The sequence below is a fragment of the Rhizobium mesosinicum genome, from assembly GCF_019511345.1.
GTDB classification, from domain to species: Bacteria; Pseudomonadota; Alphaproteobacteria; order Rhizobiales; family Rhizobiaceae; genus Rhizobium; species Rhizobium mesosinicum.
The window spans coordinates 46,760-69,983 of sequence record NZ_JAEUAK010000012.1; the positions used below are offsets into that span (position 1 = coordinate 46,760).

Genomic DNA, 23,224 nt, shown 5'->3' on the forward strand with positions numbered 1-23,224 from the left:
CAAACCAAGCCAGGGTGTGATTTGATTTTTGCTGAGGCGGCGGTATCTCGCTCTCGGGTTTGTCGCATCCGGCGTGCGTGAGGACTGGCAAGGGTGATTTCCGGCTTTGAGTTCCGAGACTGGCTGCTTGCCAATGACCCGGCGCTGTCGCGCCTGCGCATGGGGTCACGGGTCACGCTGTCGATCCTGCTGTCCTTCGCAGTCCTGATTGCGATCCACGTGCTCATCGTGCCGCTGCCAACCGCGTCCTATGGTCTCGGCATCGTGCTGTCGATCGAAGGCGGGGTCGCGGTGCGTGACAAGGGCTCGGCGAGCCAGCTCATCACCAGGCTGCTCGGCTGTCTTGCAAGCCTCGTTGTCGTCGGCATCGCAGCGGCGCTGGAGTCGCAGCGCGTTCTATCGGATTTCATCTTCCTCGTGGTGATCTTCCTTGCCTCATCCGCGCGCGTCTACGGCCCGCGCGGCTTTGCGATCGGCATGTTCGCCTTCACCTCCTATTTCCTGGGCTCTTACTTCCACCCGACGATCGAGGAACTGCCTGTCGTCCTGATCGGCCCCGTTGTCTCGGCGCTTGTCAGCCATTGGGTGAGGGCGGTGCTTCTGCCCGACAATTGGCGCCGCGACCTGCTGCGATCGCTCGAGAGCGTACGGGGCCGCATCAACCAGATCCTCTTCAAGCTCGCTGCCCTTGCAGCGGATGGAAAGGTCGATGAGGCCGACCGGCAGGAACTGCGCCAGCTGGAAGACCGGCTGAAGGAAGTGGTGCTGATGGCCGAAAGCTTCATTCCGCGCCCGCCGGGCGGCGTCTTCGATGGTGCTTCACCGCCGGCCGCGGAACTAGCGATCCGGCTGTTCGACGCGCATCTGGCGACGGAAAGCGCCATCGTGTTGAGCTATCAAAGTGCGCCGGCTTTCGCTCTGGTCCATGCTGTGATCGATGACGACAAGGCGGTACTTTCGGCTGAGGAAAAGGCGGTCGCCGACATGGAGGGCCGGCCGCAGGGAGAGACCGTGCGTGCGCTCCTCTGGCTGGCCGCTGCGCGCAGGCAGCTCGTGGAAACGATCGATGCCGGACGCAGGTCGGATTTCGCCGAAATCGCCTCGGTGGAAGAGTCCAGCGCACCTGCCAGCGTCGATTTTTCGTTCAGAAACCCGCTGATGCGCTCGGCCCTGCAGATCACGCTGGCAGCGGCAATTGCCATGACGCTCGGGCTCGCCTTGTCGCGCGAGCGCTGGTTCTGGGCTGTGCTCGCCTCCTTCCTCGTCTTCACCAACACCAATTCGCGCGGGGATACCGCCATCAAGGCACTGCAGCGTTCGATCGGTACGCTGTTCGGCATCGCCTTCGGCCTGGTGCTGGCGACATTGCTGACGCACCACTTAGCTGCCGCCATCGCGGTTTCCATCGCCTGCGTCTTCCTTGCTTTCTATTTCCTGCAGATTTCCTATGCGACGATGACCTTCTTTATCTCGATCGTGCTCTGCCTGGTTTATGGAATGATGGGTGTCCTGACCTTCGATCTCCTCAAGCTGCGACTGGAGGAGACGCTGATTGGCGCGGTCGCGGGAACGCTGGTCGCCTTCCTCGTCCTGCCGGCGCGCACGCGCGGTGCGCTCGATACGGCGGTCGCCAAGTGGTTCGACGCCCTGAGGGAGCTCCTGTCGGCCATATCGGACAAGAAGAGCCAGCCGGAACTGATCGTCATCTCGCAGAAGGTCGATGCCTGCTACCGTGACATCACGCTTTCAGCGCGCCCGCTCGGCTCGACCTGGTCCATTGTCACCAGGCCGGGACAAATTCGCCGGACACTGGCGATTTTTCTCTCGGTTACCTATTGGTCGCGCATTCTGGCCCGCAATAATACTGCCGACGCCGTCGATGAGGATCTCAAGCGACAGATCACCGCAGATATCGAACTTCTGGACCGGTTTGCGCCGCGCGGCTCGGAGTGTTTCCTCGTCACCCGCAAGCAGATGCGGCACGTCAGCCGTCACCTGCCACTGTGGCGGGAAGGGGCGCGGCTCGCCGTCGAAATGATCGGCTCGACCATCGAACGGCTCTATCCCACGGAAACGCAGGACTTGCCGTTTACGGCCGGCAAAGCTATTGCGCCCGTAAATCAGGAATAGGAAGCACAAATAAGCACCATGGCGGGCACCAACAGCGAGCGTCAACTTCTGGCCGAAGGGCCTGTTATCATTCTGGTCGAGCCGCAGATGGGCGAGAATATCGGCATGGTGGCGCGCGCCATGGCGAATTTCGGCCTTGCCGATCTCCGCCTCGTCAACCCGCGCGACGGATGGCCGAACGAGAAGGCGCAAGCCGCAGCCTCCAAGGCCGATCACGTCATCGAAGGCACGAAGGTTTTCGAGACCCTGGAAGAGGCGATTGCCGATCTCAACTTCGTCTATGCGACGACGGCGCGCAGCCGTGACAATTACAAGCCCGTGCGCTCCCCGGTCTTTGCCGCCGGAAACCTGCGCAGCCGGTTCAGGGCAGGCGAGGCGACCGGTATCCTGTTTGGCCGCGAACGCTGGGGGCTGACCAACGAGGAAGTGGCGCTTGCCGACGAGATCGTCACCTTTCCGGTCAATCCGGCCTTTGCGTCCCTCAACATCGCCCAAGCCGTGCTCTTGATGTCCTATGAATGGATGAAATCGGGCATGGAGGATCTGGAGGCGGTGCCGTTCCAAGCACTCGAGCAGCGGCCTTCGACCAAGGAACAGCTCTTCGGCCTGTTCAACCAGCTGGAAGAGGCGCTGGATTCCCGCAACTACTTCCATCCGCCCTCGAAAAAGCCGAAAATGGTCGACAACCTGCGCGCAGTTCTCTCCCGCCGGGCCTTCACGGAACAGGAAATCAGCGTGTTGCGCGGCGTCATCTCCTCTCTCGACCGTTTTTCGCGCAATAGTCCGCGCAAGGGCGGTTTCACCAGATCCCGCAAGGAAGCGCCCACCGATGACAGCGCCGACGAATGAGCTGAAACCCGTCCTCGTCTTCGATTCCGGCATCGGCGGGCTGACCGTGCTGCGCGAGGCGCGCGTGCTAATGCCGGAACGCGGCTTCATCTACATCGCCGACGATGCCGGTTTTCCCTATGGCGGCTGGGAAGAGCAGGCGCTGAAGGAGCGGATTATCGGCCTCTTCGCCAAGCTGCTCGAAGATTACGATCCCGAGGTCTGCATCATTGCCTGCAATACGGCCTTCACGCTTGTGGGTTCGGATCTGCGCGCTGCCTTTCCGCAGATGACCTTCGTCGGTACAGTGCCGGCCATCAAGCCTGCTGCCGAGCGCACACGCTCCGGGCTGGTTTCGGTACTGGCGACCCCCGGCACGGTCAGGCGCGCCTATACGCGCGACCTCATCCAATCCTTCGCGCAGCAATGCCATGTGCGGTTGGTCGGCTCCGAAAACCTGGCGCGCATGGCGGAAGCCTATATCCGCGGTGACGCCGTTTCTGACGAGGCAGTGCTCACCGAGATCGATCAGTGTTTTGTCGAGAAGGATGGGCGCAAGACCGATATCGTCGTGCTCGCCTGCACGCATTATCCCTTCATGGCGAATATGTTCCGAAGGCTTGCTCCCTGGCCGGTGGACTGGCTGGATCCGGCGGAAGCCATTGCGCGACGCGCTCGCACGCTGGTACCGCATGTTGCGGACGCCGTTCACCCTGATAATTTCGACTTTGCCGTCTTCACGTCGGGCAATCCGGATTTTGCCACGCGGCGGCTGATGCAAGGTTTCGGTCTGAGCACGCGATAGGGCACTGCGCGCTTTATTTCCCCTGCCTCATCACGCAAGATCCCCGCGGGGAATCGCGAGCAGGTATTTGCCGCTCAAGATGCAAAGGGATGCGCCGTGCCGCTGCAAAGACTTGTCATGCTGATCTTCTTTCTGCAACCGATCGCCTTTGGCGCGTGGTTGCCGCGCATTCCCGATATCCAGGCGAAGCTCGAACTCGGCACTGCCGATCTCGCGGTAGCCCTTCTGGGATTGCCTGTTGGTACGCTGATCACGCTCCCGTTTGCCGGCCGGATTGTCTCGCGCATAGGCGGGCGGATGGCGATCATCTATGGGTTCATCTTCTTTCTTGCCGTGGTTTCGCTGCCGGCCTTCGCGCCCAGTGCCTTGCTTCTGTTCCTTGCCCTGATGATCGTCGGGGTCGCGCTTTCGACGGTGGAACTCGGCATGAATGTCGAAGCCGATGTCACGGAGAAGGCGACGGGGCTGATCATCATGAGCCGCTGCCATGGCTTCTGGAGCTTCGGCATCATGGTCGGCAGCCTGATCGGCGTCGGCGCCATCGCCATCGGGCTTTCGCCGCACTGGTCGATCCTGATCACGGCGCTCATCGTCCTGCCGATCGCGCTGATTGCCAGCCTGCGTCTGCCGAAATTGCCTAGAAGTCACCATGCGGAGAATTCGCAGACGAGGGCCGGCCTCAAGCCGCCTGGCCTTGCCCTGCTCGGAATCTGCGCCTTTGTCTTCGGCGTGACGATGACCGAAGGTGCCATCGCCGATTGGTCGGCGGTCTACCTCCGCGATGTCATGAATGCCGAAGGTGCGCAGACCGGCCTCGGTTATTCGATTTTCGCTTTCATGGTCGCGGCAGGGCGCTTCAGCGGTGATTACATGAAAGGCCGTTTCGGCGCGGTTGCCGTTGCCCGCGGCTGCGGCGTCGCCTCGCTTGCCGGCATGCTCGTCGTTCTCCTTGCGCCGGTGACGCCGTTTGCGCTGCTTGGCTTTGCAGCCGTCGGTGTCGGCGTTTCGGTCGGATTTCCGCTTGCGGTGACCGCCGTCGCTTCGCTGACCGACCGACCGCCTGCTTCAAGCGTTGCGATACTCTCCTTCGCGGCGCTCAGCGGTTTTCTCATCGGGCCGCCGATCATCGGCTTTCTCGGCGAACTCCTGGGCTTGCGCGTGGGGCTCGCGGTCCTCCTGGTACCACTCTTCGTCAGCCTGCTCTGCACTCGTTTGCTGATTCCGACTCAGAACGACATGGCGGGCGCTCTCGTCGAGCGCGAGGCGGTGTAGAGCGTCTTTCCAGGCCTGACTTTTCCCTGTGGGTTTTTAAAGGTTTGACGATAACAGCGCCCGCGAATCTGCTAGAGACGGGGCTGGAATTTGTAAGGGGAATTGGACGTGCAGGTTGGCATCGATATGGGAATGGCGTCCGGCAGCCCGGCGACGCTCGATATCGAGGAATTGCTGGCGACGCGTCTGCTCGTGCAGGGCAATTCCGGCTCCGGCAAATCGCATTTGCTGCGCCGCCTCCTGGAGCAATCAGCCCAATGGGTACAGCAGGTCATCATCGATCCCGAAGGTGATTTCGTCACGCTGTCCGACCGGTTCGGCCATATCGTCGTCGATGGCGAGCGCACGGAGGCCGAGCTTGCCGGCATTGCCAACCGTATCCGCCAGCACCGCGTTTCCTGCGTACTGACGCTGGAAGGACTCGATATCGAGCAGCAGATGCGTGCTGCCGCGGCCTTTCTCAACGGCATGTTCGATGCCGATCGTGAATATTGGTATCCGGTTCTGGTCGTGGTCGACGAAGCGCAGATGTTTGCGCCCTCGGTCGGCGGCGATGTCTCGGAAGATGCGCGCAAGGCCTCGCTTGGCGCCATGACCGACCTGATGTGCCGTGGCCGAAAGCGCGGGCTTGCCGGCGTCATCGCCACGCAGCGTCTCGCCAAGCTTGCCAAGAACGTCGCGGCTGAGGCCTCGAACTTCCTGATGGGCCGCACCTTCCTCGACATCGACATGGCGCGTGCGGCCGATCTGCTCGGCATGGATCGCCGCCAGGCGGAAATGTTCCGCGATCTGAAGCGTGGCAATTTCGTCGCCCTTGGACCGGCACTGTCGCGCCGTCCGCTGCCGATCCAGATTGGTTCGGTCGAGACGTCGGCGCGCTCCTCCAGCCCGAAGCTGATGCCGCTGCCGGATGCGCCGCAGGATGTCGAAGATCTGATCTTCACGCCCGATCCGGAAGAGTTCCAGCGGCCGATCGTGCGGCGCGCGCCGCCGGCGCCTCGGCCCACGACGGACATTCTGGCCGAGCTTTCCCGCTCGACACCCGCAGCCAGCCACGTGCAGGCAACCGAGGCGAGGGCATCTCAGCCGGAAATATCGGCCGAGGAGCGCGAGGAACGGCTCGCTGGCGTGCTCGCCGAAATCCTCGACGATCCAGGCTCCGGCTTCCGGACGGATGCAGTTCTCTATCAAGAATTCCTGGTACGGCTGCGCATGCGCCGCGTTCCCGGTCCGCCGATCGCGCTCCCTGATTTCCGTCGGCGTGTGGCGATCTCACGTTCGGGCGTCGATGCTGAGACGGCTGCATCGGAAACCTGGTCAACTGCGCTTTCGCTGTCGGCCTCCGTCACCGACGATCTGCAAGGCGTGTTTCTCATGCTTGCCAAGGCTGCCGTCTGCGGCGAGCCTTGCCCGTCGGATGCGCGGATCGCACGCGCCTACGGCACGTATTCGGCCCGGCGTGCGCGGCGGCTTCTCGGCTATTTCGAGGAGCAGGGAAGCATCGTCGTGCATACGGATTTTTCCGGCAAACGCATTGTCGCTTTCCCCGACATCGGTTGCCAGACGGCACCCGGTGATGCCAACGCCCCCGATGACAGCAATGGTCGGGAAGCGGCGGAATAAAAGGCCTCTGGGCGCCTTGCCTCTGTTGACATTTTCATGACGCCCGACTAAAGACCGCCGCAGCACCGGGCAGCAATGTCCGGTGTTTCATTTGACATGTCCCGTGGATCAGATCCGTTCGCGTAATGGAAAGATCCTGTCGGGTCTCGGAAACGGGATCAAAGGAGGGCGTGTTTCCTTCGCGCGGTTTGGCAACAAACCGTCATAACACTTTGAAAGGAAATACGATGAGCAAGCGCGAATCGTCCAAGTACAAGATCGACCGCCGTATGGGCGAAAACATCTGGGGCCGTCCGAAGTCCCCGGTGAACCGCCGCGAATACGGCCCAGGCCAGCACGGCCAGCGCCGCAAGGGCAAGCTTTCCGACTTCGGTGTGCAGCTGCGCGCCAAGCAGAAGCTGAAGGGTTACTACGGTGACCTGCGCGAGAAGCAGTTCCGCGCGATCTTCGCTGAAGCCTCCCGCCGCAAGGGCGACACCTCGGAAAACCTGATCGGTCTTCTGGAGTCCCGTCTCGACGCGATCGTCTACCGCGCCAAGTTCGTTCCGACGGTCTTTGCTGCCCGTCAGTTCGTCAATCATGGCCACGTGACGGTCAACGGCGTGCGCGTCAACATCGGTTCTTACCGTTGCAAAGCCGGCGATGTCATCGAAGTTCGTGAAAAGTCCAAGCAGCTCGTTACGGTTCTGGAATCGGTTTCGCTCGCAGAGCGCGACGTTCCTGAATATGTCGAAGTCGACCACAACAAGATGGTTGCCACTTTCGCACGTGTTCCGACGCTGTCCGACGTTCCGTACCCGGTTGTCATGGAACCGCATCTGGTCGTCGAATTCTATTCGCGTTAATAGACGCGAGGCGTTTTCGCATTCTGGAAAAGCCGCCTCTCGGGGCGGCTTTTTCGTATCCGGAGGGAAGATGGTGGATTTGCAGGCAGTCCTCGACAGCATTTATAAGGAGCTGACGCCCCGCATCGGCGAGGGCAAGGTCGCGGATTACATTCCCGAACTTGCCAAGGTCGATCCGAACCAGTTCGGCATGTCGATCATTACCGTCGATGGCAAGCTCTATAGCGTCGGCCACGCCGATGTCGCCTTTTCCATCCAGAGCATTTCCAAGGTCTTCATGCTGACGCTGGCGCTCGGCAAGGTGGGCGAGGGACTGTGGAAACGCGTTGGCCGCGAGCCTTCGGGCTCTGCCTTCAATTCTATCGTCCAGCTTGAGCATGAGCACGGCATCCCGCGTAACCCCTTCATCAATGCCGGCGCGATCGCCGTCAGCGATGTCGTCATGGCCGGCCATGCGCCGCGCGAGGCAATCGGCGAGCTGTTGCGCTTCGTACGTTACCTCGCCGACGACGAATCCATCACCATCGACGATAAGGTGGCGCGTTCGGAGACGGCGACAGGCTACCGCAATTTTGCCCTTGCCAATTTCATGCGTTCCTATCGCAACCTCGACCATCCGGTCGATCATGTGCTCGGCGTCTATTTCCATCAATGCGCACTCTCCATGACCTGCGAGCAACTGGCCCGCGCCGGCCTGTTTCTGGCGGCACGCGGCAGCAATCCGCTGACCGGCCATTCGGTCGTGTCGCCGAAGCGCGCGCGGCGCATCAATGCGCTGATGCTGACGTGCGGTCATTACGACGGATCGGGCGATTTCGCCTATCATGTCGGACTTCCCGGCAAGAGCGGCGTTGGTGGCGGCATCTTTGCGGTGGCGCCGGGCATTGCCTCGATCGCGGTGTGGTCGCCCGGCCTTAATAAGGTCGGCAATTCGCAGCTTGGCGCCGTGGCGTTGGAGATGCTCGCAGCGCGCACCGGCTGGTCTGTTTTTGGCGATTGAGGCTGGGTTGAGCTGACGGTTTCTGTTAAGCAGGGCGGGCACATCAGACAGGCAAGAAGATGAATATCGCAGCCAATATCGCCGATGACTTTGAGACGGCTGAAACGGGCGTCGGCCATGCGCTGTTCGCCGATGCGCCGCACTCGGTCTCCTTCAACAAGCTGCGCAAGCGTCTCCTGCGGCAGGTGCGCCAGGCATTCGACGATTTCGACATGCTCAAGGGTCAGAAACGCTGGCTGATCGGTATTTCCGGCGGCAAGGATTCCTACGGACTGCTCGCGCTGCTCCTTGATCTTCAGTGGCGCGGGCTGCTGCCGGTGGAGCTGATCGCCTGCAATCTCGATCAGGGTCAGCCGAATTTCCCGAAGCATGTGCTACCGGAATACCTCTCCAAGATCGGCGTCAAACACCGCATTGAATATCGCGATACCTATTCGATCGTGAAAGAGAAGGTGCCGGAAGGATCCACCTATTGTTCGCTCTGTTCGCGCCTGCGCCGCGGCAATCTCTATCGCATTGCCAAGGAAGAAGGCTGCGACGCGCTCGTCCTTGGCCACCACCGCGAGGATATTCTCGAAACCTTCTTCATGAACTTCTTCCATGGCGGCCGGCTCGCCGCCATGCCCGCGAAGCTTCTCAATGACGAAGGCAATCTGATGGTGCTTAGGCCACTTGCCTATTGCGCCGAGGACGATATGGCGAAATTCGCGACTGCCATGCAGTTCCCAATCATTCCCTGTGATCTCTGCGGCTCGCAGGACGGTTTGCAGCGCAACGCGATGAAGGACATGCTCGCCGATATCGAACGCCGCATGCCCGGTCGCAAGGACACGATGCTGCGCGCGCTCGCGCATGTGAACCCTTCGCACCTGCTAGATCCGAAACTTTTCGACTTTTCTGCGCTGAACGTCACCCAAACGTCGTAATGGACTTGCTATGAGCCTCAGCAGTTCCATGCAATGAGTCCAAAATGATTTTCTCAGACAATGACATAGAGTTTCTCGGCGATTGCCTCCGGCATGTCGCCGAAGAAGAGATCATGCCGCGCTTTCGCAATGCTGCCGCGACCAGTGTTTCCGAAAAGACCTCGTCCGTCGATCTCGTCACGCAGGCCGACCTTCGTTCCGAGGCCTATCTGACGGCAGCAATCCGCGAGCGCTTTCCAGCCGCACTCATCGTCGGCGAGGAAGCCTATGAGGCGGATCGTTCGGTCGTGCCGGCGCTTGCCGATGCCGACCTTGCCTTCGTCATCGACCCCGTCGACGGCACCTTCAACTTCGCCGCCGGCCTGCCGGTCTTCGGAACGATCCTCGCCGTGACGGTCAAGGGAGAGACGGTTGCCGGCCTCATTCACGATCCCGCACTCGGCGATACCGTCGTTTCGCTCAAGGGTGCCGGGGCTTTCCAGCACAAGCGCAATAGCGAGCCTGTCCGGCTGAAGGTTGCCGAGCCGATCGAGCTTGGCCGCATGGTCGGCGCCATGTCCTTCAGCCATATGGACGAGCCTGACCGTTCGCGCGTTGCCGGCAACATGGCCAAGACCCGCATGACCTTCGCTTTCAATTGCTCGGCCTACGAATATTGGATGGTCTCCTCGGGTAAGCTGCATTTCATCGGCCATCCGAAGCTAATGCCGTGGGATCATCTGGCCGGCGTGCTGACGCATCAGGAGGCCGGCGGCCATACCGCGAAATTCGATGGGACGCCTTACAGACCCGGCGAAATTTCCGGCGGCATCATCTCGGCTCCTGACAGGGAAAGCTGGCAGATGATCAGAAACGAGATCGTCGGCTACCGATAAACCGAAAGGAACGCGCTATGACGACTGCCATAGACACGATGAAGCTTGCCGATCTCCTGCGGCAAGCAGCGAAAGCCGAGATCCTGCCGCGTTTTCGCCGGCTGAGCAGCAGTGATGTGCGCGCCAAGACGGAAGCGACCGACCTCGTGACCGAGGCGGACGAGCAGGCCGAAAGGATGATGAAGGCCGAGGCCGCAGCCCTTTGGCCGCAAGCGCTCTTCATTGGCGAAGAATCGGTTGCCGCCGATCCAGCACTTCTCGACAGGCTTGAAGGCGCCGATCTCGCCATCGTCGTCGATCCTGTCGACGGCACGTTCAACTTCGCGTCTGGCATTCCCGCTTTCGGCGTCATGGCGTCGGTCGTCTCCAAGGGGGAGACGGTTGCCGGCATCATCTACGATCCGATGGGCGACGACTGGGTGATGGCTGAGAAGGGCGGCGGCGCCTGGCTGCGGCGGCCGGACGGCGAGGCGCAGCGGCTACGGGTGGCACAGCCGGTCGCGCTCGACCAAATGGTCGGCATGGCCTCCACCGGCTACCTGCCGCAGGAGAAGCGAGCCGAGATCCTCGGCAATCTCGCCAAGGTGCGCTTCCTCATCAACTACCGCTGCGCAGCCCATGAATACCGCACCTTTGCCGGCGGGCATGTGCATTACCTGATGTACAACAAGCTGATGCCTTGGGACCATCTGGCCGGAACGCTGATCAGCCAGGAGGCCGGCGGCTATGCAGCCCGCTTCGACGGCTCGGCCTATCTGCCGCATCATGTCACCGGCGGACTGCTGATCACGCCCGACAAGGAAAGCTGGGACATCCTGCGCCGTGAGGTCGTCACCGTCTGAGCCGTCAGGCGAGAATCTGCTTCAGCGCGTCCAGAAGCTTGTTGCATTCGGCGTCAGTGCCGATGGTGATGCGCAGGAAATTCTCGGTGCGCTCCCCGCGGAAATGCCGCACGAGGATCGCGCGTTTGCGCAGCTCGGCGGCAAGCTCCACAGCACCGCGTTCGCCATGCTCGGCGAAGACGAAATTGGCGGAGGAGGGCAGGACCTCGAAGCCGAGTTCCCTAAGAGCGGCAATCAGGCGCTCGCGGCTTGCGACGATCAAGTCGCAATGTTTCCGGAACCAGTCCTGATCCTCCCAGGCAGCGACGGCGCCGGCTTGAGTCAGTCTGTCCAGCGGGTAGGAATTGAAGCTGTCCTTGACCCTTTCCAGTGCGTCGATCAGCGGCCGCTGACCGACGGCGAAACCGACACGCAGACCGGCAAGGCCGCGCGATTTCGAGAAAGTCTGGACGACCAGCAGGTTCGGATACTTCTGCACCAACGGGATGGCGCTCTCGCCGCCGAAATCTACATAGGCTTCATCGATGACGACAACCTGATCCGGATGCTCTTGTAACAGCGCCTCGATTGCCGCTAAAGGCAAAGCGGAGCCGGTCGGCGCATTCGGGTTGGGCAGGATAATCGCGCCGCAGGGCTGCCGGTAGTCTTCGATCCTGACCTGCATCTTCTCGTCCAGAAGTACCTCGCGGAAATCGATGCCGTAGAGGCCGCAATAGGTCGGATAGAAGCTGTAGGTGATATCAGGGAAGAGCAGGGGCAGCTCGTGCTTCAGCAGCGCCTGGAAGGTGTGAGCCAGGACCTCGTCCGAGCCATTGCCGACGAAGACTTCGCCGGGATCGAGATCGTGGCTTGCGGCAATCGCCTCGCGCAGCTTCAGGCCCGTTGGCTCGGGATAGAGCCGCAGCGTGTCGTTGACGGCTTCCGAGATCGCGGCCAGCGCACGGGGCGATGGGCCGTAGGGGTTCTCATTGGTGTTCAGCTTGACCAGGCCGTCAATGACGGGCTGTTCGCCCGCCACATAGGGCGTCAAGGATTGGACAACGGGGCTCCAGAAACGGCTCACGGCGATCTTCCAGTTTATGCCAGCAGCAGCATTACATGTGAACGGCGCCGGGGTCGATCTGCAGGCTGTCGCCGGGATGGGTGAAAAGCTTGCCCTTTTCCGCCCAGAGGACCATGAGAACGGTCACGGCGCCGAAGACCGCGAAGCCGCCGAAGAGCGGCTGGACGGTGCCGTTGAAGAGCTGCCCGACGCCGCCGCCGAGGAGGGCGCCGAACGTCGTGGATACGAAACCGGTGATGGCGGTTGCCGTGCCGGCAAGATTGCCCATCGGCTCAAGGCTGATCGCCGTGAAGTTGGTGGCGATGACGGCAAACATAATCAGGAGGATCGAGAAGAGCGCATAGGAGAAGGCGAAGGACGGCGTGCCCCCGAGCGCCGCTACGAAGCCGATCGCAGAGATGATGGTGAAGAGCAGCATGGCGGCATGCGAGATGCGGCGCATGCCGAAAGTGCGCACCAGCATACCATTGGCGAAGTTGGCGACGGCGATGCCGCCCGCCGTCGCCGCAAAGGCTATCGGCAGCCAGTCACCGAGCCCGTAGACCTCCCCGAAAACCTGCTGCACCGAGATCACATAGGCACTGATGACGCCGGTGAACATGGTGAGCCCGATCATATAGCCGCAGGTGATGCGGTTGGTGAGAACCGTCTTGAAGCCGTCAGCGACGGCGCCGAAGGACAGTGGAATGCGCTCTTCCGGCGGCAGCGATTCCTTCAAGCGCAGCAGCGCCCAGACGAAGAGAATCGAAGCGATGATGCCGAGCAGGATGAAAATCCAGTGCCAGTTGGCGTAGGTGATGATGAACTGACCGACCGAAGGTGCGACGATCGGCACGATCATGAAGACGATCATGACATAGGACATGACGCGCGCCATCTCGCGGCCGCCGAAGCAATCGCGGACGATCGCCATTGTGGTGATGCGAACAGCTGCACCGCCGATACCTTGAACGAAACGCATGATCAGCAGCATTTCGAAGCTGCCGGTGGCCGCGGCGGCAAACATGCCGAACACATAGCAGACCAAGCCGCCGAGTAGGATGTTGCGGCGGCCGAAGGCGTCCGACAGGCTGCCGAAGATGATCTGCGAGGCGCCGAACCCTAAGAAAAAGACGCCGATGACGAGCTGCGCGTCATTGTTGCTGGTTACCGCCAACGAATGGCCGATATTGGGCAGCGCCGGCAGCATGCTGTCGATCGCCATGGCGATGCTGGCTGTCATGATGGCGATGGTCACCACGAACTCGACAAAACCCATGCCGATGCGAGCCGAACCCTGGTTTTCCGTGTGTGGTTTGTGTGTCGGAGTCATTCGAATCCCCCTGAATGACAGAAGAGCAGCCGCAAACGCAGCCGCATTTGATGTGGAAGGGCGGCGGAGTCCCTACCATGGTGTCCCCGCCACTCGATGTGTCTGAAAGCTTCAGTGCCCGGTATCGGTGAAGTCCGAAATTGATGCGTCCTTCGAGAGCGGTGCGTGCTGCGGCCTGAACAGCCGCCCCTTTTCGGCGATCAGCACGAAAACGATCCCAACAAGCGAAACAATGAAGTAACCCGCAATCATCGGCGTTGCCGTCCCGTCGAAGGCCTGTCCGATGATGGCACCGATCGATGCGCCGCCGATCGTGCTCATGAAGCCGATCACTGAGGAGGCTGTGCCGGCAAGATGGCCGAGCGGCTCCATGGCAAGCGAGTTGAAGTTGGAGCCGATCCAGCCGAACTGGAACATGACCAGCGCGAAGAAGATGATGAAGATCACGAAGGGCATCGGCTGCGGCCCCGATATCTGCACCATCAGCCAAATGAAGCTCAATGCGCAGAAACCGAGGATCGACGCATGCGACAGGCGACGCATGCCGAAGCGGCCAACCAGCTGCGAATTGATGAAGGACGAGAAGGCCATGAACAGCGCCACAGCGGCAAAGGCGACCGGCATATAGACGCCGAGCCCGTAGATGCCGACATAGATCTGCTGGGCGGAGTTGATGAAGCCGAACAACGCGCCAAAGAGGATCGTGCTGGCAATGGTGTAACAGAGGGCGCTGCGGTTGGAAAAGAAGATCGCAAAACCTTGTGCCACCGAGCGGACCGTGAACGGACGGACATTGGCGGGGTCGAGTGTTTCCGGCAGGCGCAGATACATCCACGTGCCGACGGCCGTCCCCATGGCGCCGATGAAGACGAAGATCATATGCCAGGTGCTGATGAGCATGATGATCTGACCGCTCCCGGGCGCAATGACCGGCACGATCATGAAGACCATCATGATCAGAGACATGACCTCCGCCATCTGCCGGCCGCCGTAGACGTCGCGGACGATGGAAATCGTAATGACACGGGTGGCGGCGGAGCCCAGCCCCTGGACGAAGCGCAACGCCAGAAGCCCGGCAAAGGTCGGCACGACGGCGATGCCGAAGGCAGAAACGACATAGATGGCAAGGCCGATCAGCAGTGGAACGCGGCGACCGAAGCGATCGGAAAGCGGCCCGTAGAAAAGCTGGGCGAGGCCGAAACCGAAAAGATAGGCGGAAACGACATACTGCCGATGATTCTCGTTCTCGACACCGAGGCTGGAGCCAATCTGCTGCAATGCGGGCAGCATTATATCGATTGCCAGCGAGTTGACGGCCATCAGGAGAGCCGCAAGCGCGATAAATTCCAGCTTGCCCATGGGCAGCCGACCCGCGGACATGGCTTGTGATGAATCGGTCACGATGAAATTCCCATAAACAGGTCAAGGCGCTGCTTGGCGCAGCGCCTCAAACTCAAAATACGGATTTGGAAACCGGACGGACGCCCGGTGACCGATCAGGCGACGGCGGTCTTAATGGTGACGCCGTTTTCCTGGAGATGCTGCTGGAGCTCACCTGCCTGGAACATTTCCCGGACGATGTCGCAGCCGCCGATGAACTCGCCCTTGACGTAGAGCTGGGGAATCGTCGGCCAATTGGAGTAATCCTTGATGCCCTGGCGGATTTCCGAATCGGCGAGCACGTTGATGCCCTTATAGTCGACACCGATGTAATCGAGGATCTGCACGACCTGGCCGGAGAAACCGCACTGCGGAAACTGCGGCGTGCCCTTCATAAAAAGGACGACGTCGTTGCTCTTGATCTCGTTTTCGATGAATTCGTTGATACCGCTCATGGGACCTAATCCTTTCAACAGGCGGGGTAAAGGCCCGCCGTTTCAATCGTTTTCTTTAGATAGCATGTGAAAGCCGGAATTCCAGCCGGCAAAACCAAAAAAGAACAATCCGGGAGATTTCGCGACGCGCATTGTTGCTTATGCGTTACGGCTCCCTCGGCGAGGCGGACACGGAGAAGCTCTAAGCGCGGCGCTGCCTGCTGCGGCCTGCTGCCGTGCGGCGCTTGCTGACCTGCTTGCGGGCGGGCTTGCGACTCGTCGATGTTGCCTTGCGGGTGGTGCGACTCGCCGTTGCAGACGCGGCCTTGCGGCGCTTGCGCTTGGTGGTGGTACGGCCCGTGGTCTTCTTCAGGATTTCCTTCAGCACGCTACTGACGACGCCTGACACCAGTTCATTCACGAGATTGGACACAAAATTCCCCTTAATCCTATCGAAACGCACCTTACCCCATTGAATTCCGGGAGAGTTCGCTTAGCAAGACCGCTCAAAGGTTTTATCCGGTTTTTCGCCGTATTTTCAGGCGAACCCGTCAGTCGAGCAACGGCGATTGCAACACGCCGGAAAGAAGAAAAAGACTTATGAAACTCGTCGAGAAGCGGGCCGTTCTGCATTTCCCGGGATTTGAGCCGTTGGACGGAAAAGCGCATCGGGCGCGGTATGAGCGTACCGCCAGGCAGAGTGCATCCGTGTGGGGATACCAGGTTTCAACGGGCACGGCTAGCGAGGGGGATCATGTTTCCTTCGATGTCGGCACCGGCGCCGACGGCTGGCAGACGCAGACGCGTATGCATATCTTCGACCATAACGATCTGGTGCAGCAGCTGCGCAAGGGCAATACGGCAAGCCGGATCGCCTTGGGCTTCAAGAGCTTCTGCGAGGTGGTGCGCGAGGGCGGCATGGCCGGCTATTTCCGCCATGCCTGGCGTTTTGGCCTCTTCTTCATCTTTCCCTTCCTCCTGACGGCACTCGCAATCGTCATCACGCTGCAGATCCTGACGCTGCATTACTGGCTGGGGCTTCCCGGCTGGCACGTCGGCTGGAGTGCGCCGCTGGCGGCCATCTTCTTCATCTTCGGTTTCCTGCCGTTCTCGGAGCGCTTCCACACGCTGCATCTTTTTGCCGACTGGGAAATGGCCGTGGCGCTGGCCCGCATGGACAGGCCTGTTTTCAACGACTGGCTGGACCAATGCGCGACATCGATGCGCGCGGCGCTCAACGAGGAGGTCGACGAGTATGTCATCTCTTCGCACAGCATGGGCTCCAGCGTCGCGGCGCATGTCGTCGGCATTCTGTTGGAGCGGGAGCCGGATGTCTTCAAGGGCAAGCGCGTGGTCTTTGCGACGCTCGGCTGTGCAATCCTGCAATGCGCGCTTATGTCGTCTGCGACGCTCCTGCGCTCGCGCGTCGGGCTGATTGCCCGCTGTCCTGACATTTTCTGGCTCGACGTGCAGTGCCTGACGGACTCGATCAACTTCTACAAAGTGCCCGTCGTCAAGGTTTCCGGCCATCCGGATGCGCCGCAGGCCAGCATGATCCATATCCGCGTGCGGCATATGCTGACGCCTAAACATTACAAGAAGATCCGTGGGGATCAGTTGCGTGTGCACCGCCAATATGTGCTGGGGCCGGACCTGAAATCAGCCTTCGATTTTACGCTGCTGACGGCTGGCCCGATGCCGGCATCGGTCTTTGCCGATCCCGAGCAGGACAAGCTGCCGGCCTGAGAGCTCGGCAGTAATGATACGAGGTAGCGTCGATCGCTTCCGTTTCAAAACAAAAGACCCGGCGGAAGAAGCCTTCCAGCCGGGCCTGTTCAGATCTTCAGTCGGCTGAAGCCAGCATTTCAATCCGGCGCCGAGGTCTGCAGGGCAAGCGCGTGCAGGATGCCACCCATATTGCCCTTCAGCGCCTCATAGACCATCTGGTGCTGCTGCACGCGGCTCTTGCCGCGGAAGGCTTCCGCGACGACTTCGGCGGCGTAGTGATCGCCGTCGCCTGCCAGATCGCGGATCGTTACCTTGGCACCGGGAATCCCGGCCTTGATCATGTCTTCGATATCGCCGGGTTTCATTGCCATGATCGTTACTCCTTGCGCATCATTCCGCAGCGACAAGCTCGCCGCTGTTATCCATGAAATCAGGGAACCACGATTCATGGGCATCGCGCAATTGCTGAATCGGCAGCGCAATCAGATCGTCGATGACGAGGGCATCGCCCTTCGTAGTGCCGAGACGGCGGAAGGGCACGCCTGCGCCTTCTGCGTTGGCGCAGACGAAATCGGCGACGTCAGCAGGAACCGTCAGCACGTAGCGCGCCTGATCTTCGCCGAAGAGCTGGGCATGGGCCGCACCCTTGCCTTCGCTGAGGCTGATGTCGAGGCCCTTGCCTGATGCCATCGCCATTTCGGCAAGCGCCAGCACGAGGCCGCCGGAGGAAATGTCGTGGCAGGCGGTCGCCTGGCCGTTGCGGATAACCGAACGGACGAAATCGCCGTTGCGACGCTCAGCGAAAAGATCGACCTGCGGAGCCGGACCTTCGGTGCTGCCGACGATGTCGCGCAGGTAGACGGACTGGCCGAGATGGCTGCCGTCAGTGCCAATGAGCAGAACCTTGTCGCCTTCGGCAGCGCCGCCGATGCGGGCCATCTTGCGCCAGTCGGGCATCAGGCCGACGCCGGCAATGGTGGGCGTCGGCAGAATCGCGACGCCATTGGTCTCGTTATAGAGCGAAACGTTGCCGGAGACGATCGGGAAGTCGAGCGCGCGGCAGGCTTCTCCGATGCCCTTCACGGCCTCGACGAACTGCCCCATGATTTCAGGCTTTTCCGGATTGCCGAAGTTCAGGTTGTCGGTTGCGGCCAGCGGCTCCGCACCGGTCGCGGTAATGTTGCGCCAGCATTCGGCCACGGCTTGCTTGCCGCCTTCGAAAGGATCGGCCTCGACATAACGCGGGGTGACGTCGGAGGAGAAGGCAAGCGCCTTCAGCGGATGGCCCTCGACGCGCACGACGCCGGCGTCACCGCCTGGCAACTGCAGGGAATTGCCCTGGATCAGCGTGTCATACTGTTCGTAAACCCAGCGGCGGCTCGACTGGTTGGCGGAGCCGACGAGCTTGAGCAGCGCTTCGTTGTAATCTTCCGGTGCCGCAACGAGGTTGGCGGGCAGGGGTGCGCGCTTGTCGGATTCGCGCCAGGGGCGGTCATATTCCGGCGCCTGGTCGCCGAGATCCTTGATCGGGAGGTTCGCAACTTCCTCGCCCTGGTGCATGACCCGGAAGCGAAGGTCGTCGGTGGTCTTGCCGACGATGGCGAAATCGAGGCCCCACTTGACGAAGATCGCCTTGGCTTCCTCTTCCTTTTCCGGCTGCAGCACCATGAGCATGCGCTCCTGGCTTTCCGACAGCATCATCTCGTAGGCCGTCATCTGCTCTTCGCGCACCGGCACCTTGTCGAGTTCCAACAGGATACCCAGGTCGCCCTTGGCGCCCATCTCGACGGCCGAGCAGGTGAGGCCGGCCGCACCCATATCCTGGATGGCGATGACCGCACCGGTCTGCATCAGTTCCAGACAGGCTTCCAGCAGGCATTTTTCGGTGAAGGGGTCACCGACCTGAACCGTCGGGCGCTTTTCCTCGATCGACTCGTCGAATTCGGCCGATGCCATGGTGGCGCCACCGACACCGTCGCGGCCAGTCTTGGCGCCGAGATAGACGACCGGGAGGCCGACACCCTTGGCTTCCGACAGGAAGATGGCATTCGACTTGGCGAGGCCGGCCGCAAAGGCGTTGACGAGGATGTTGCCGTTATAGCGGGCGTCGAATTCCACTTCGCCGCCGACGGTCGGCACGCCGAACGAGTTGCCGTAACCGCCCACACCGGCGACGACGCCGGCAACGAGGTGACGGGTATTCGGATGATCCGGCTCGCCGAAGCGCAGCGCGTTCATGGCAGCGATCGGGCGCGCGCCCATGGTGAAAACGTCGCGCAGGATGCCGCCGACACCGGTCGCCGCACCCTGATAAGGCTCGATATAGGAGGGATGGTTGTGGCTCTCCATCTTGAAGACGACGCAGTCGCCATCATCGATATCGACCACGCCAGCATTTTCGCCCGGTCCCTGAATGACGCGCGGCCCCTTGGTCGGCAGCGTGCGCAGCCACTTCTTAGAAGATTTGTATGAGCAGTGCTCGTTCCACATCGCCGAGAAGATGCCGAGTTCGGTAAAGGTCGGTTCGCGGCCGATCAGATCCAGAATGCGCTGGTATTCATCCGGCTTGAGGCCGTGTGAGGCGATGAGTTCCGGCGTGATCTTGATAGTGTTGGGAATGGTCATGAGCTCTCGAAAATCCCTGCCTAGGCGCGTTTGCCGTGTCTTTAGCCTATGTAAGAACTGCGCGCGACAGGAAAATGCCTGCCGTCAACAGAGGGCAGGCATCATAGGTTCCGTACGGGTAACTTGGAGGTCGCAGATCGAGAGACTCTGCTACCGGACATTGGCTGAGACCCTGCCAGCCCCCTCGACGTCGACCGACCTTTGAACTCGCTGGTATCCGAGCTTCTCCGAAATCTCATTGGCCGCACCAACCAAGCTCTCCAGATACTTCGTCCTATTCCGTACGCCGTCCTCGCGTGGAGTTACGAGACACAGGGTGGCGATGCAGGCACCATCGGCCTGATAAACCGGTACGGCGAAACAATGCGTGAAATTCTCCACCTCGCTATTGAAGGTGAAAAACCCGTCGCGAGCCGCCTGTCGCACCTGGGCGATAAATTCGGCCGGCTTCATCTGCCGGCCGTTCGGGAGAACGAAGTCCTCCGGCGGAATCAGATCGACAATCTCCTGATCGCTCAGATGCGAAACCAGCAAACGGCCCGACGCCGTCCAGGGGATGGAAACGAGCTCTCCGACATTCGAGGATATCCGGAACGGCCGGATGCCCTCGCGCATCATGGCGACGGTGTATTTGCGTCCTTCGAGCAGGCACATCTGTGCCGTCTCGCGGGTTTCTTCGGCCAGCCGCACCAGCATGCGGTCGCACTCCCGCATCAGGTCGAACTGTTCGGCGTAGGCCGTTCCAAGGAAATAGAGGCGACGACCGAGATTAACGCGGCCATCTCCTCCATGGTAGTCAAGCATGCCGTGGCTGAGCAGGAGATTGACCAGCTCGTAGACCGAAGATCGAGGCGCGCCAATTTCGGCCGCGATCTCGTTCGGCCGCATCGGCTGTCGCTTCACTCGAAGGAACTCGAGGATCTCGAAGGCACGATCCAGTCCTCGGGTGCGCCGCGATACTGTGTCGATACCAGCTTCAGCCATGACTTTCTCCAATATCAGGTGCGATCCGCGCGGTATGCCACGCAGTCGACTTCGACCTTGCAGTCGACCATCATGCTGGATTGGACACAAGCGCGGGCCGGAGCGTTCTCTCCGAAATATTCAGCATACACGCCGTTAAAGCTCCAGAAATCGCGCGGATCGTCAAGCCACACACCCACACGCACGACGTCTTCAAGGCTGTAGCCCGCCTCATTGAGAATGGCAATTAGGTTTTCGATCGCCTTTCGGCTCTGGGCAACGATTCCGCCAGCAACGATTTCGCCGTTTTCCATAGGCACCTGGCCGGAAACATAGAGCCAGCCGCCTGCTTCGGTGGCTCGTGCGAAGGGAAGCGGTTGCCCGCCTGCGCCTGTCTCGCCAGCCCCATAACGCTTGATAGTCATTCTTGTCATTTTCCTTTTTAGTTGAAGCTGGATGTCTTCAGGAATTCAGCCAGGCGCTCGGTCCTCGGATTCACGAACATTTCCTTTGGATTGCCTTCCTCGCAGATCACCCCCTGATTCATGAAGATGACCCGTGATGACACTTCGTAGGCAAAGCGCATCTCGTGGGTGACCAGCAGCATGGTCATGCCATCCGCCGCAAGCCCCTTGATGACCTGCAGCACTTCACCCACCAGTTCGGGATCGAGAGCCGAGGTCACTTCATCAAACAGCATAAGACGCGGCGACATCGCGATCGCACGGGCGATCGCCACACGCTGCTGCTGACCGCCGGAAAGCTGGCCTGGGTAATGATCGGCCCGTGCCGACAGCCCGACACGGTCGAGCCAACGCTCCGCGATCGATCGCGCTTCGCTTTTCGGCATCTTCTTGACCTTGATGAGGCCGAGCATGACATTCTGGGCTGCGGTCATGTGCGGGAACAGGTTGAACTGCTGAAAAGCCATCCCTGTGAGCGCGCGCTGACGGGCGATCTCCTTCTCGCTCTTGCGCCGACGCGTCGAACCCTCAACGTGGTAGCCGATCTCTTCCCCATCCAGGCTGATCGTGCCGCCCTGGAATTCCTCCAGCATGTTCACACAGCGCAGCATCGTGGTCTTGCCCGAGCCGGACGAGCCGATAATCGAAATAACCTCGCCTTCCTGGACGGAGCAGTCGACCCCTTTGAGCACTTCCTGCTGGCCGTAGCTTTTGCGTAGGCTCTTGATTTCAAGCATTGTTTTGGCCATCGATCGGCCTCCTCAGGATGGAAGGGCAGTCTTGCGCTCGATGAATCTGCCGAAGCGCTCGATGCCGAAGTTGACGACGAAATAGAGAGCCCCGGCCAGGAAATAGAATTGCAGGCTCATGAAGTTGCGGGAGATGATCTCCTGCGTGCGCAGCAGCAGTTCCGCCACCCCGATCACCGACAGCAGCGTCGACGCTTTCACCATTTCCGCCGCCGTATTGACCCAGGCCGGCAGGCACTGGCGCAGCGCCTGCGGCCAGAGGACGGAGGTGAATGTCTGCGTGAAAGTCAGGCCGATCGCTTTTGCGGCCTCGGTTTGCCCCTTCGGGATGGCTTGAAGAGCGCCGCGAACGATCTCACCGACGTGGGACGAACAAAATACCGCCAGCGCCAGAACACCCGCCGCGAATGCTCCCAATTCCAGGCCCACGGCACTGGAGACGTAGTAGCTCGCGAGGACGAGCACTAAAACTGGCGTACCTCGGATCACATCCGTATAGGCCCGCACGATCAGGCGCAGCACACTGTTTCCGTAGACCAGCGCCAGGCCTGCGAAGAGGCCGAGCACGGAGCCTGCGAGAATGGCCAGAAGGGAGATCGATACGGTCATGGCCATGCCATTCAGAATGACATGACGGGCGATCCAAAGTTGATCGAGAAAGGTCTGAGACATCGGCTTACCTCGGCAATGCCAGACGCCGCTCGATGAAGCGCATCAGAGCGGCAATGAGGAAACAGGTGGCGACATAAAGAGCCGACGTCACGATCCAGGTCTCCACGATACGGAAGCTCTCGACATTGATCTTGCGTGCTGCAAACGTCAGTTCGGGCACGGCGATCGTTGCCGCAAGCGATGTGTCCTTGAAGAGAGAGATGATCGTCGAGGACAGCGAAGGTAAAACGTTGCGGAACATCAGCGGCGCTATGATCGACGTGCGTATCTGCATCGACGTCAAGCCAATCGCCATTCCGGCCTCGGTCAATCCCTTCGGAATAGAGAGAAGTCCGGCGCGGAAAACTTCCGCGAGGTATGCTCCCGAGTAGAGCGAGAGAACCAAGACGAAGCTTTTGATCTTGTCCAGCCGGAAGCCCATCTGAGGCAGCGCGAAGAACGCGAACAGGACGAGCACGAGGATAGGAAGATTTCGAATAACGGTGACGTAGGTTCTTGCCGGCGCAACCACTGCACGGCTCTTCGAGAGCAGCGCGAATGCGACGAACAGACCGATGACGGCCCCGATCAAGATCGAAACGACCGCCAAGCCAAGGCTCAACATCAAGCCGCTAAGAAGAAAATCGAAGTTGCGCCAGACAGCGGCAAAATTCAGCGTATAACCCATGGCAGACCGCCCTTTTAGGGG

At 60.7% G+C, this 23,224-nt stretch carries 23 protein-coding genes; 11 read left to right on the forward strand and 12 right to left on the reverse strand.

Annotated elements, in window-relative coordinates; all coding sequences use genetic code 11:
* The first annotated feature begins 93 nt into the window (after nucleotides 1-93).
* From JNB85_RS25200 to JNB85_RS25245, 10 genes are all read left to right on the forward strand, one after another.
* Nucleotides 94-2,130 carry an FUSC family protein gene (locus tag JNB85_RS25200; RefSeq protein WP_220337081.1) on the forward strand — a complete coding sequence of 679 codons (2,037 nt, stop codon included), beginning with the start codon at nucleotides 94-96 and terminating at the stop codon, nucleotides 2,128-2,130.
* Nucleotides 2,131-2,148: 18 nt separating this feature from the next.
* Nucleotides 2,149-2,979 (forward strand): RNA methyltransferase, encoded by an 831-nt coding sequence (locus JNB85_RS25205; protein WP_220337082.1) that lies wholly within the window; start codon nucleotides 2,149-2,151, stop codon nucleotides 2,977-2,979.
* Nucleotides 2,960-3,763 carry a glutamate racemase gene (murI, locus tag JNB85_RS25210; RefSeq protein ID WP_220337084.1) on the forward strand — a complete coding sequence of 268 codons (804 nt, stop codon included), beginning with the start codon at nucleotides 2,960-2,962 and terminating at the stop codon, nucleotides 3,761-3,763. Before JNB85_RS25205 ends, murI begins: the two co-directional genes overlap by 20 nt.
* Nucleotides 3,764-3,859: 96 nt before the next feature.
* Nucleotides 3,860-5,035, forward strand: coding sequence for an MFS transporter (locus JNB85_RS25215; protein ID WP_220337086.1), 1,176 nt, complete (start codon nucleotides 3,860-3,862; stop codon nucleotides 5,033-5,035).
* A gap of 108 nt (nucleotides 5,036-5,143) precedes the next feature.
* Nucleotides 5,144-6,658 (forward strand): ATP-binding protein, encoded by a 1,515-nt coding sequence (locus JNB85_RS25220; protein ID WP_220337088.1) that lies wholly within the window; start codon nucleotides 5,144-5,146, stop codon nucleotides 6,656-6,658.
* A gap of 227 nt (nucleotides 6,659-6,885) precedes the next feature.
* On the forward strand, nucleotides 6,886-7,503 hold the full coding sequence (gene rpsD, locus JNB85_RS25225; protein WP_183746862.1) for a 30S ribosomal protein S4: 618 nt from the start codon (nucleotides 6,886-6,888) through the stop codon (nucleotides 7,501-7,503).
* A gap of 70 nt (nucleotides 7,504-7,573) precedes the next feature.
* Nucleotides 7,574-8,503, forward strand: coding sequence for a glutaminase (locus JNB85_RS25230; protein WP_220337090.1), 930 nt, complete (start codon nucleotides 7,574-7,576; stop codon nucleotides 8,501-8,503).
* 59 nt (nucleotides 8,504-8,562) lie between these two features.
* Nucleotides 8,563-9,429, forward strand: a complete 867-nt coding sequence (ttcA, locus tag JNB85_RS25235) for a tRNA 2-thiocytidine(32) synthetase TtcA (RefSeq protein WP_220337092.1) — start codon at nucleotides 8,563-8,565, stop codon at nucleotides 9,427-9,429.
* A 44-nt stretch (nucleotides 9,430-9,473) separates the two neighbouring features.
* Nucleotides 9,474-10,304 (forward strand): inositol monophosphatase family protein, encoded by an 831-nt coding sequence (locus tag JNB85_RS25240; RefSeq protein WP_220337094.1) that lies wholly within the window; start codon nucleotides 9,474-9,476, stop codon nucleotides 10,302-10,304.
* Between the two features lie 17 nt (nucleotides 10,305-10,321).
* Entirely contained in the window at nucleotides 10,322-11,146 is an 825-nt protein-coding gene (locus JNB85_RS25245; RefSeq protein WP_220337096.1) for an inositol monophosphatase family protein, read from the forward strand.
* A gap of 4 nt (nucleotides 11,147-11,150) precedes the next feature.
* On the opposite strand, the gene hisC is transcribed toward JNB85_RS25245, so the two are convergent.
* The 5 genes from hisC to JNB85_RS25270 form a co-directional block, all read right to left on the reverse strand.
* On the reverse strand, nucleotides 11,151-12,209 hold the full coding sequence (gene hisC, locus JNB85_RS25250; protein ID WP_220337098.1) for a histidinol-phosphate transaminase: 1,059 nt from the start codon (nucleotides 12,207-12,209) through the stop codon (nucleotides 11,151-11,153).
* Nucleotides 12,210-12,240: 31 nt separating this feature from the next.
* Nucleotides 12,241-13,521 (reverse strand): multidrug effflux MFS transporter, encoded by a 1,281-nt coding sequence (locus JNB85_RS25255; protein ID WP_220337101.1) that lies wholly within the window; start codon nucleotides 13,519-13,521, stop codon nucleotides 12,241-12,243.
* A 111-nt stretch (nucleotides 13,522-13,632) separates the two neighbouring features.
* Entirely contained in the window at nucleotides 13,633-14,880 is a 1,248-nt protein-coding gene (locus tag JNB85_RS25260) for a multidrug effflux MFS transporter (RefSeq protein WP_220337293.1), read from the reverse strand.
* A 137-nt stretch (nucleotides 14,881-15,017) separates the two neighbouring features.
* On the reverse strand, nucleotides 15,018-15,356 hold the full coding sequence (grxD, locus tag JNB85_RS25265) for a Grx4 family monothiol glutaredoxin (RefSeq protein WP_007826252.1): 339 nt from the start codon (nucleotides 15,354-15,356) through the stop codon (nucleotides 15,018-15,020).
* A 181-nt stretch (nucleotides 15,357-15,537) separates the two neighbouring features.
* Entirely contained in the window at nucleotides 15,538-15,768 is a 231-nt protein-coding gene (locus JNB85_RS25270; protein ID WP_220337103.1) for a hypothetical protein, read from the reverse strand.
* A 167-nt stretch (nucleotides 15,769-15,935) separates the two neighbouring features.
* On the opposite strand from JNB85_RS25270, the gene JNB85_RS25275 reads away from it, so the two are divergent.
* A complete protein-coding gene (locus JNB85_RS25275) occupies nucleotides 15,936-17,081 on the forward strand; it encodes a hypothetical protein (protein WP_220337105.1) in 1,146 nt (381 codons plus the stop codon).
* Nucleotides 17,082-17,200: 119 nt separating this feature from the next.
* On the opposite strand, the gene JNB85_RS25280 is transcribed toward JNB85_RS25275, so the two are convergent.
* The 7 genes from JNB85_RS25280 to JNB85_RS25310 all read right to left on the reverse strand — a co-directional run bounded on the left by JNB85_RS25280 (nucleotide 17,201) and on the right by JNB85_RS25310 (nucleotide 23,203).
* Complete coding sequence (locus JNB85_RS25280; RefSeq protein WP_007826248.1) at nucleotides 17,201-17,434, reverse strand: BolA/IbaG family iron-sulfur metabolism protein; 234 nt, start codon at nucleotides 17,432-17,434, stop codon at nucleotides 17,201-17,203.
* Between the two features lie 19 nt (nucleotides 17,435-17,453).
* Nucleotides 17,454-19,688 (reverse strand): phosphoribosylformylglycinamidine synthase subunit PurL, encoded by a 2,235-nt coding sequence (gene purL / locus JNB85_RS25285; protein ID WP_220337107.1) that lies wholly within the window; start codon nucleotides 19,686-19,688, stop codon nucleotides 17,454-17,456.
* Nucleotides 19,689-19,838: 150 nt separating this feature from the next.
* Nucleotides 19,839-20,672, reverse strand: coding sequence for an IclR family transcriptional regulator (locus tag JNB85_RS25290; RefSeq protein ID WP_220337109.1), 834 nt, complete (start codon nucleotides 20,670-20,672; stop codon nucleotides 19,839-19,841).
* A 14-nt stretch (nucleotides 20,673-20,686) separates the two neighbouring features.
* Nucleotides 20,687-21,076 carry a RidA family protein gene (locus JNB85_RS25295; protein ID WP_220337112.1) on the reverse strand — a complete coding sequence of 130 codons (390 nt, stop codon included), beginning with the start codon at nucleotides 21,074-21,076 and terminating at the stop codon, nucleotides 20,687-20,689.
* Between the two features lie 17 nt (nucleotides 21,077-21,093).
* The gene (locus tag JNB85_RS25300) at nucleotides 21,094-21,864 is read right to left on the reverse strand and encodes an amino acid ABC transporter ATP-binding protein (protein WP_275957766.1); all 771 of its coding nucleotides are present in this window, start codon (nucleotides 21,862-21,864) and stop codon (nucleotides 21,094-21,096) included.
* 12 nt (nucleotides 21,865-21,876) lie between these two features.
* Entirely contained in the window at nucleotides 21,877-22,536 is a 660-nt protein-coding gene (locus JNB85_RS25305; RefSeq protein WP_220337114.1) for an amino acid ABC transporter permease, read from the reverse strand.
* A gap of 4 nt (nucleotides 22,537-22,540) precedes the next feature.
* The gene (locus tag JNB85_RS25310; RefSeq protein ID WP_220337115.1) at nucleotides 22,541-23,203 is read right to left on the reverse strand and encodes an amino acid ABC transporter permease; all 663 of its coding nucleotides are present in this window, start codon (nucleotides 23,201-23,203) and stop codon (nucleotides 22,541-22,543) included.
* Nucleotides 23,204-23,224 lie beyond the last annotated feature (21 nt).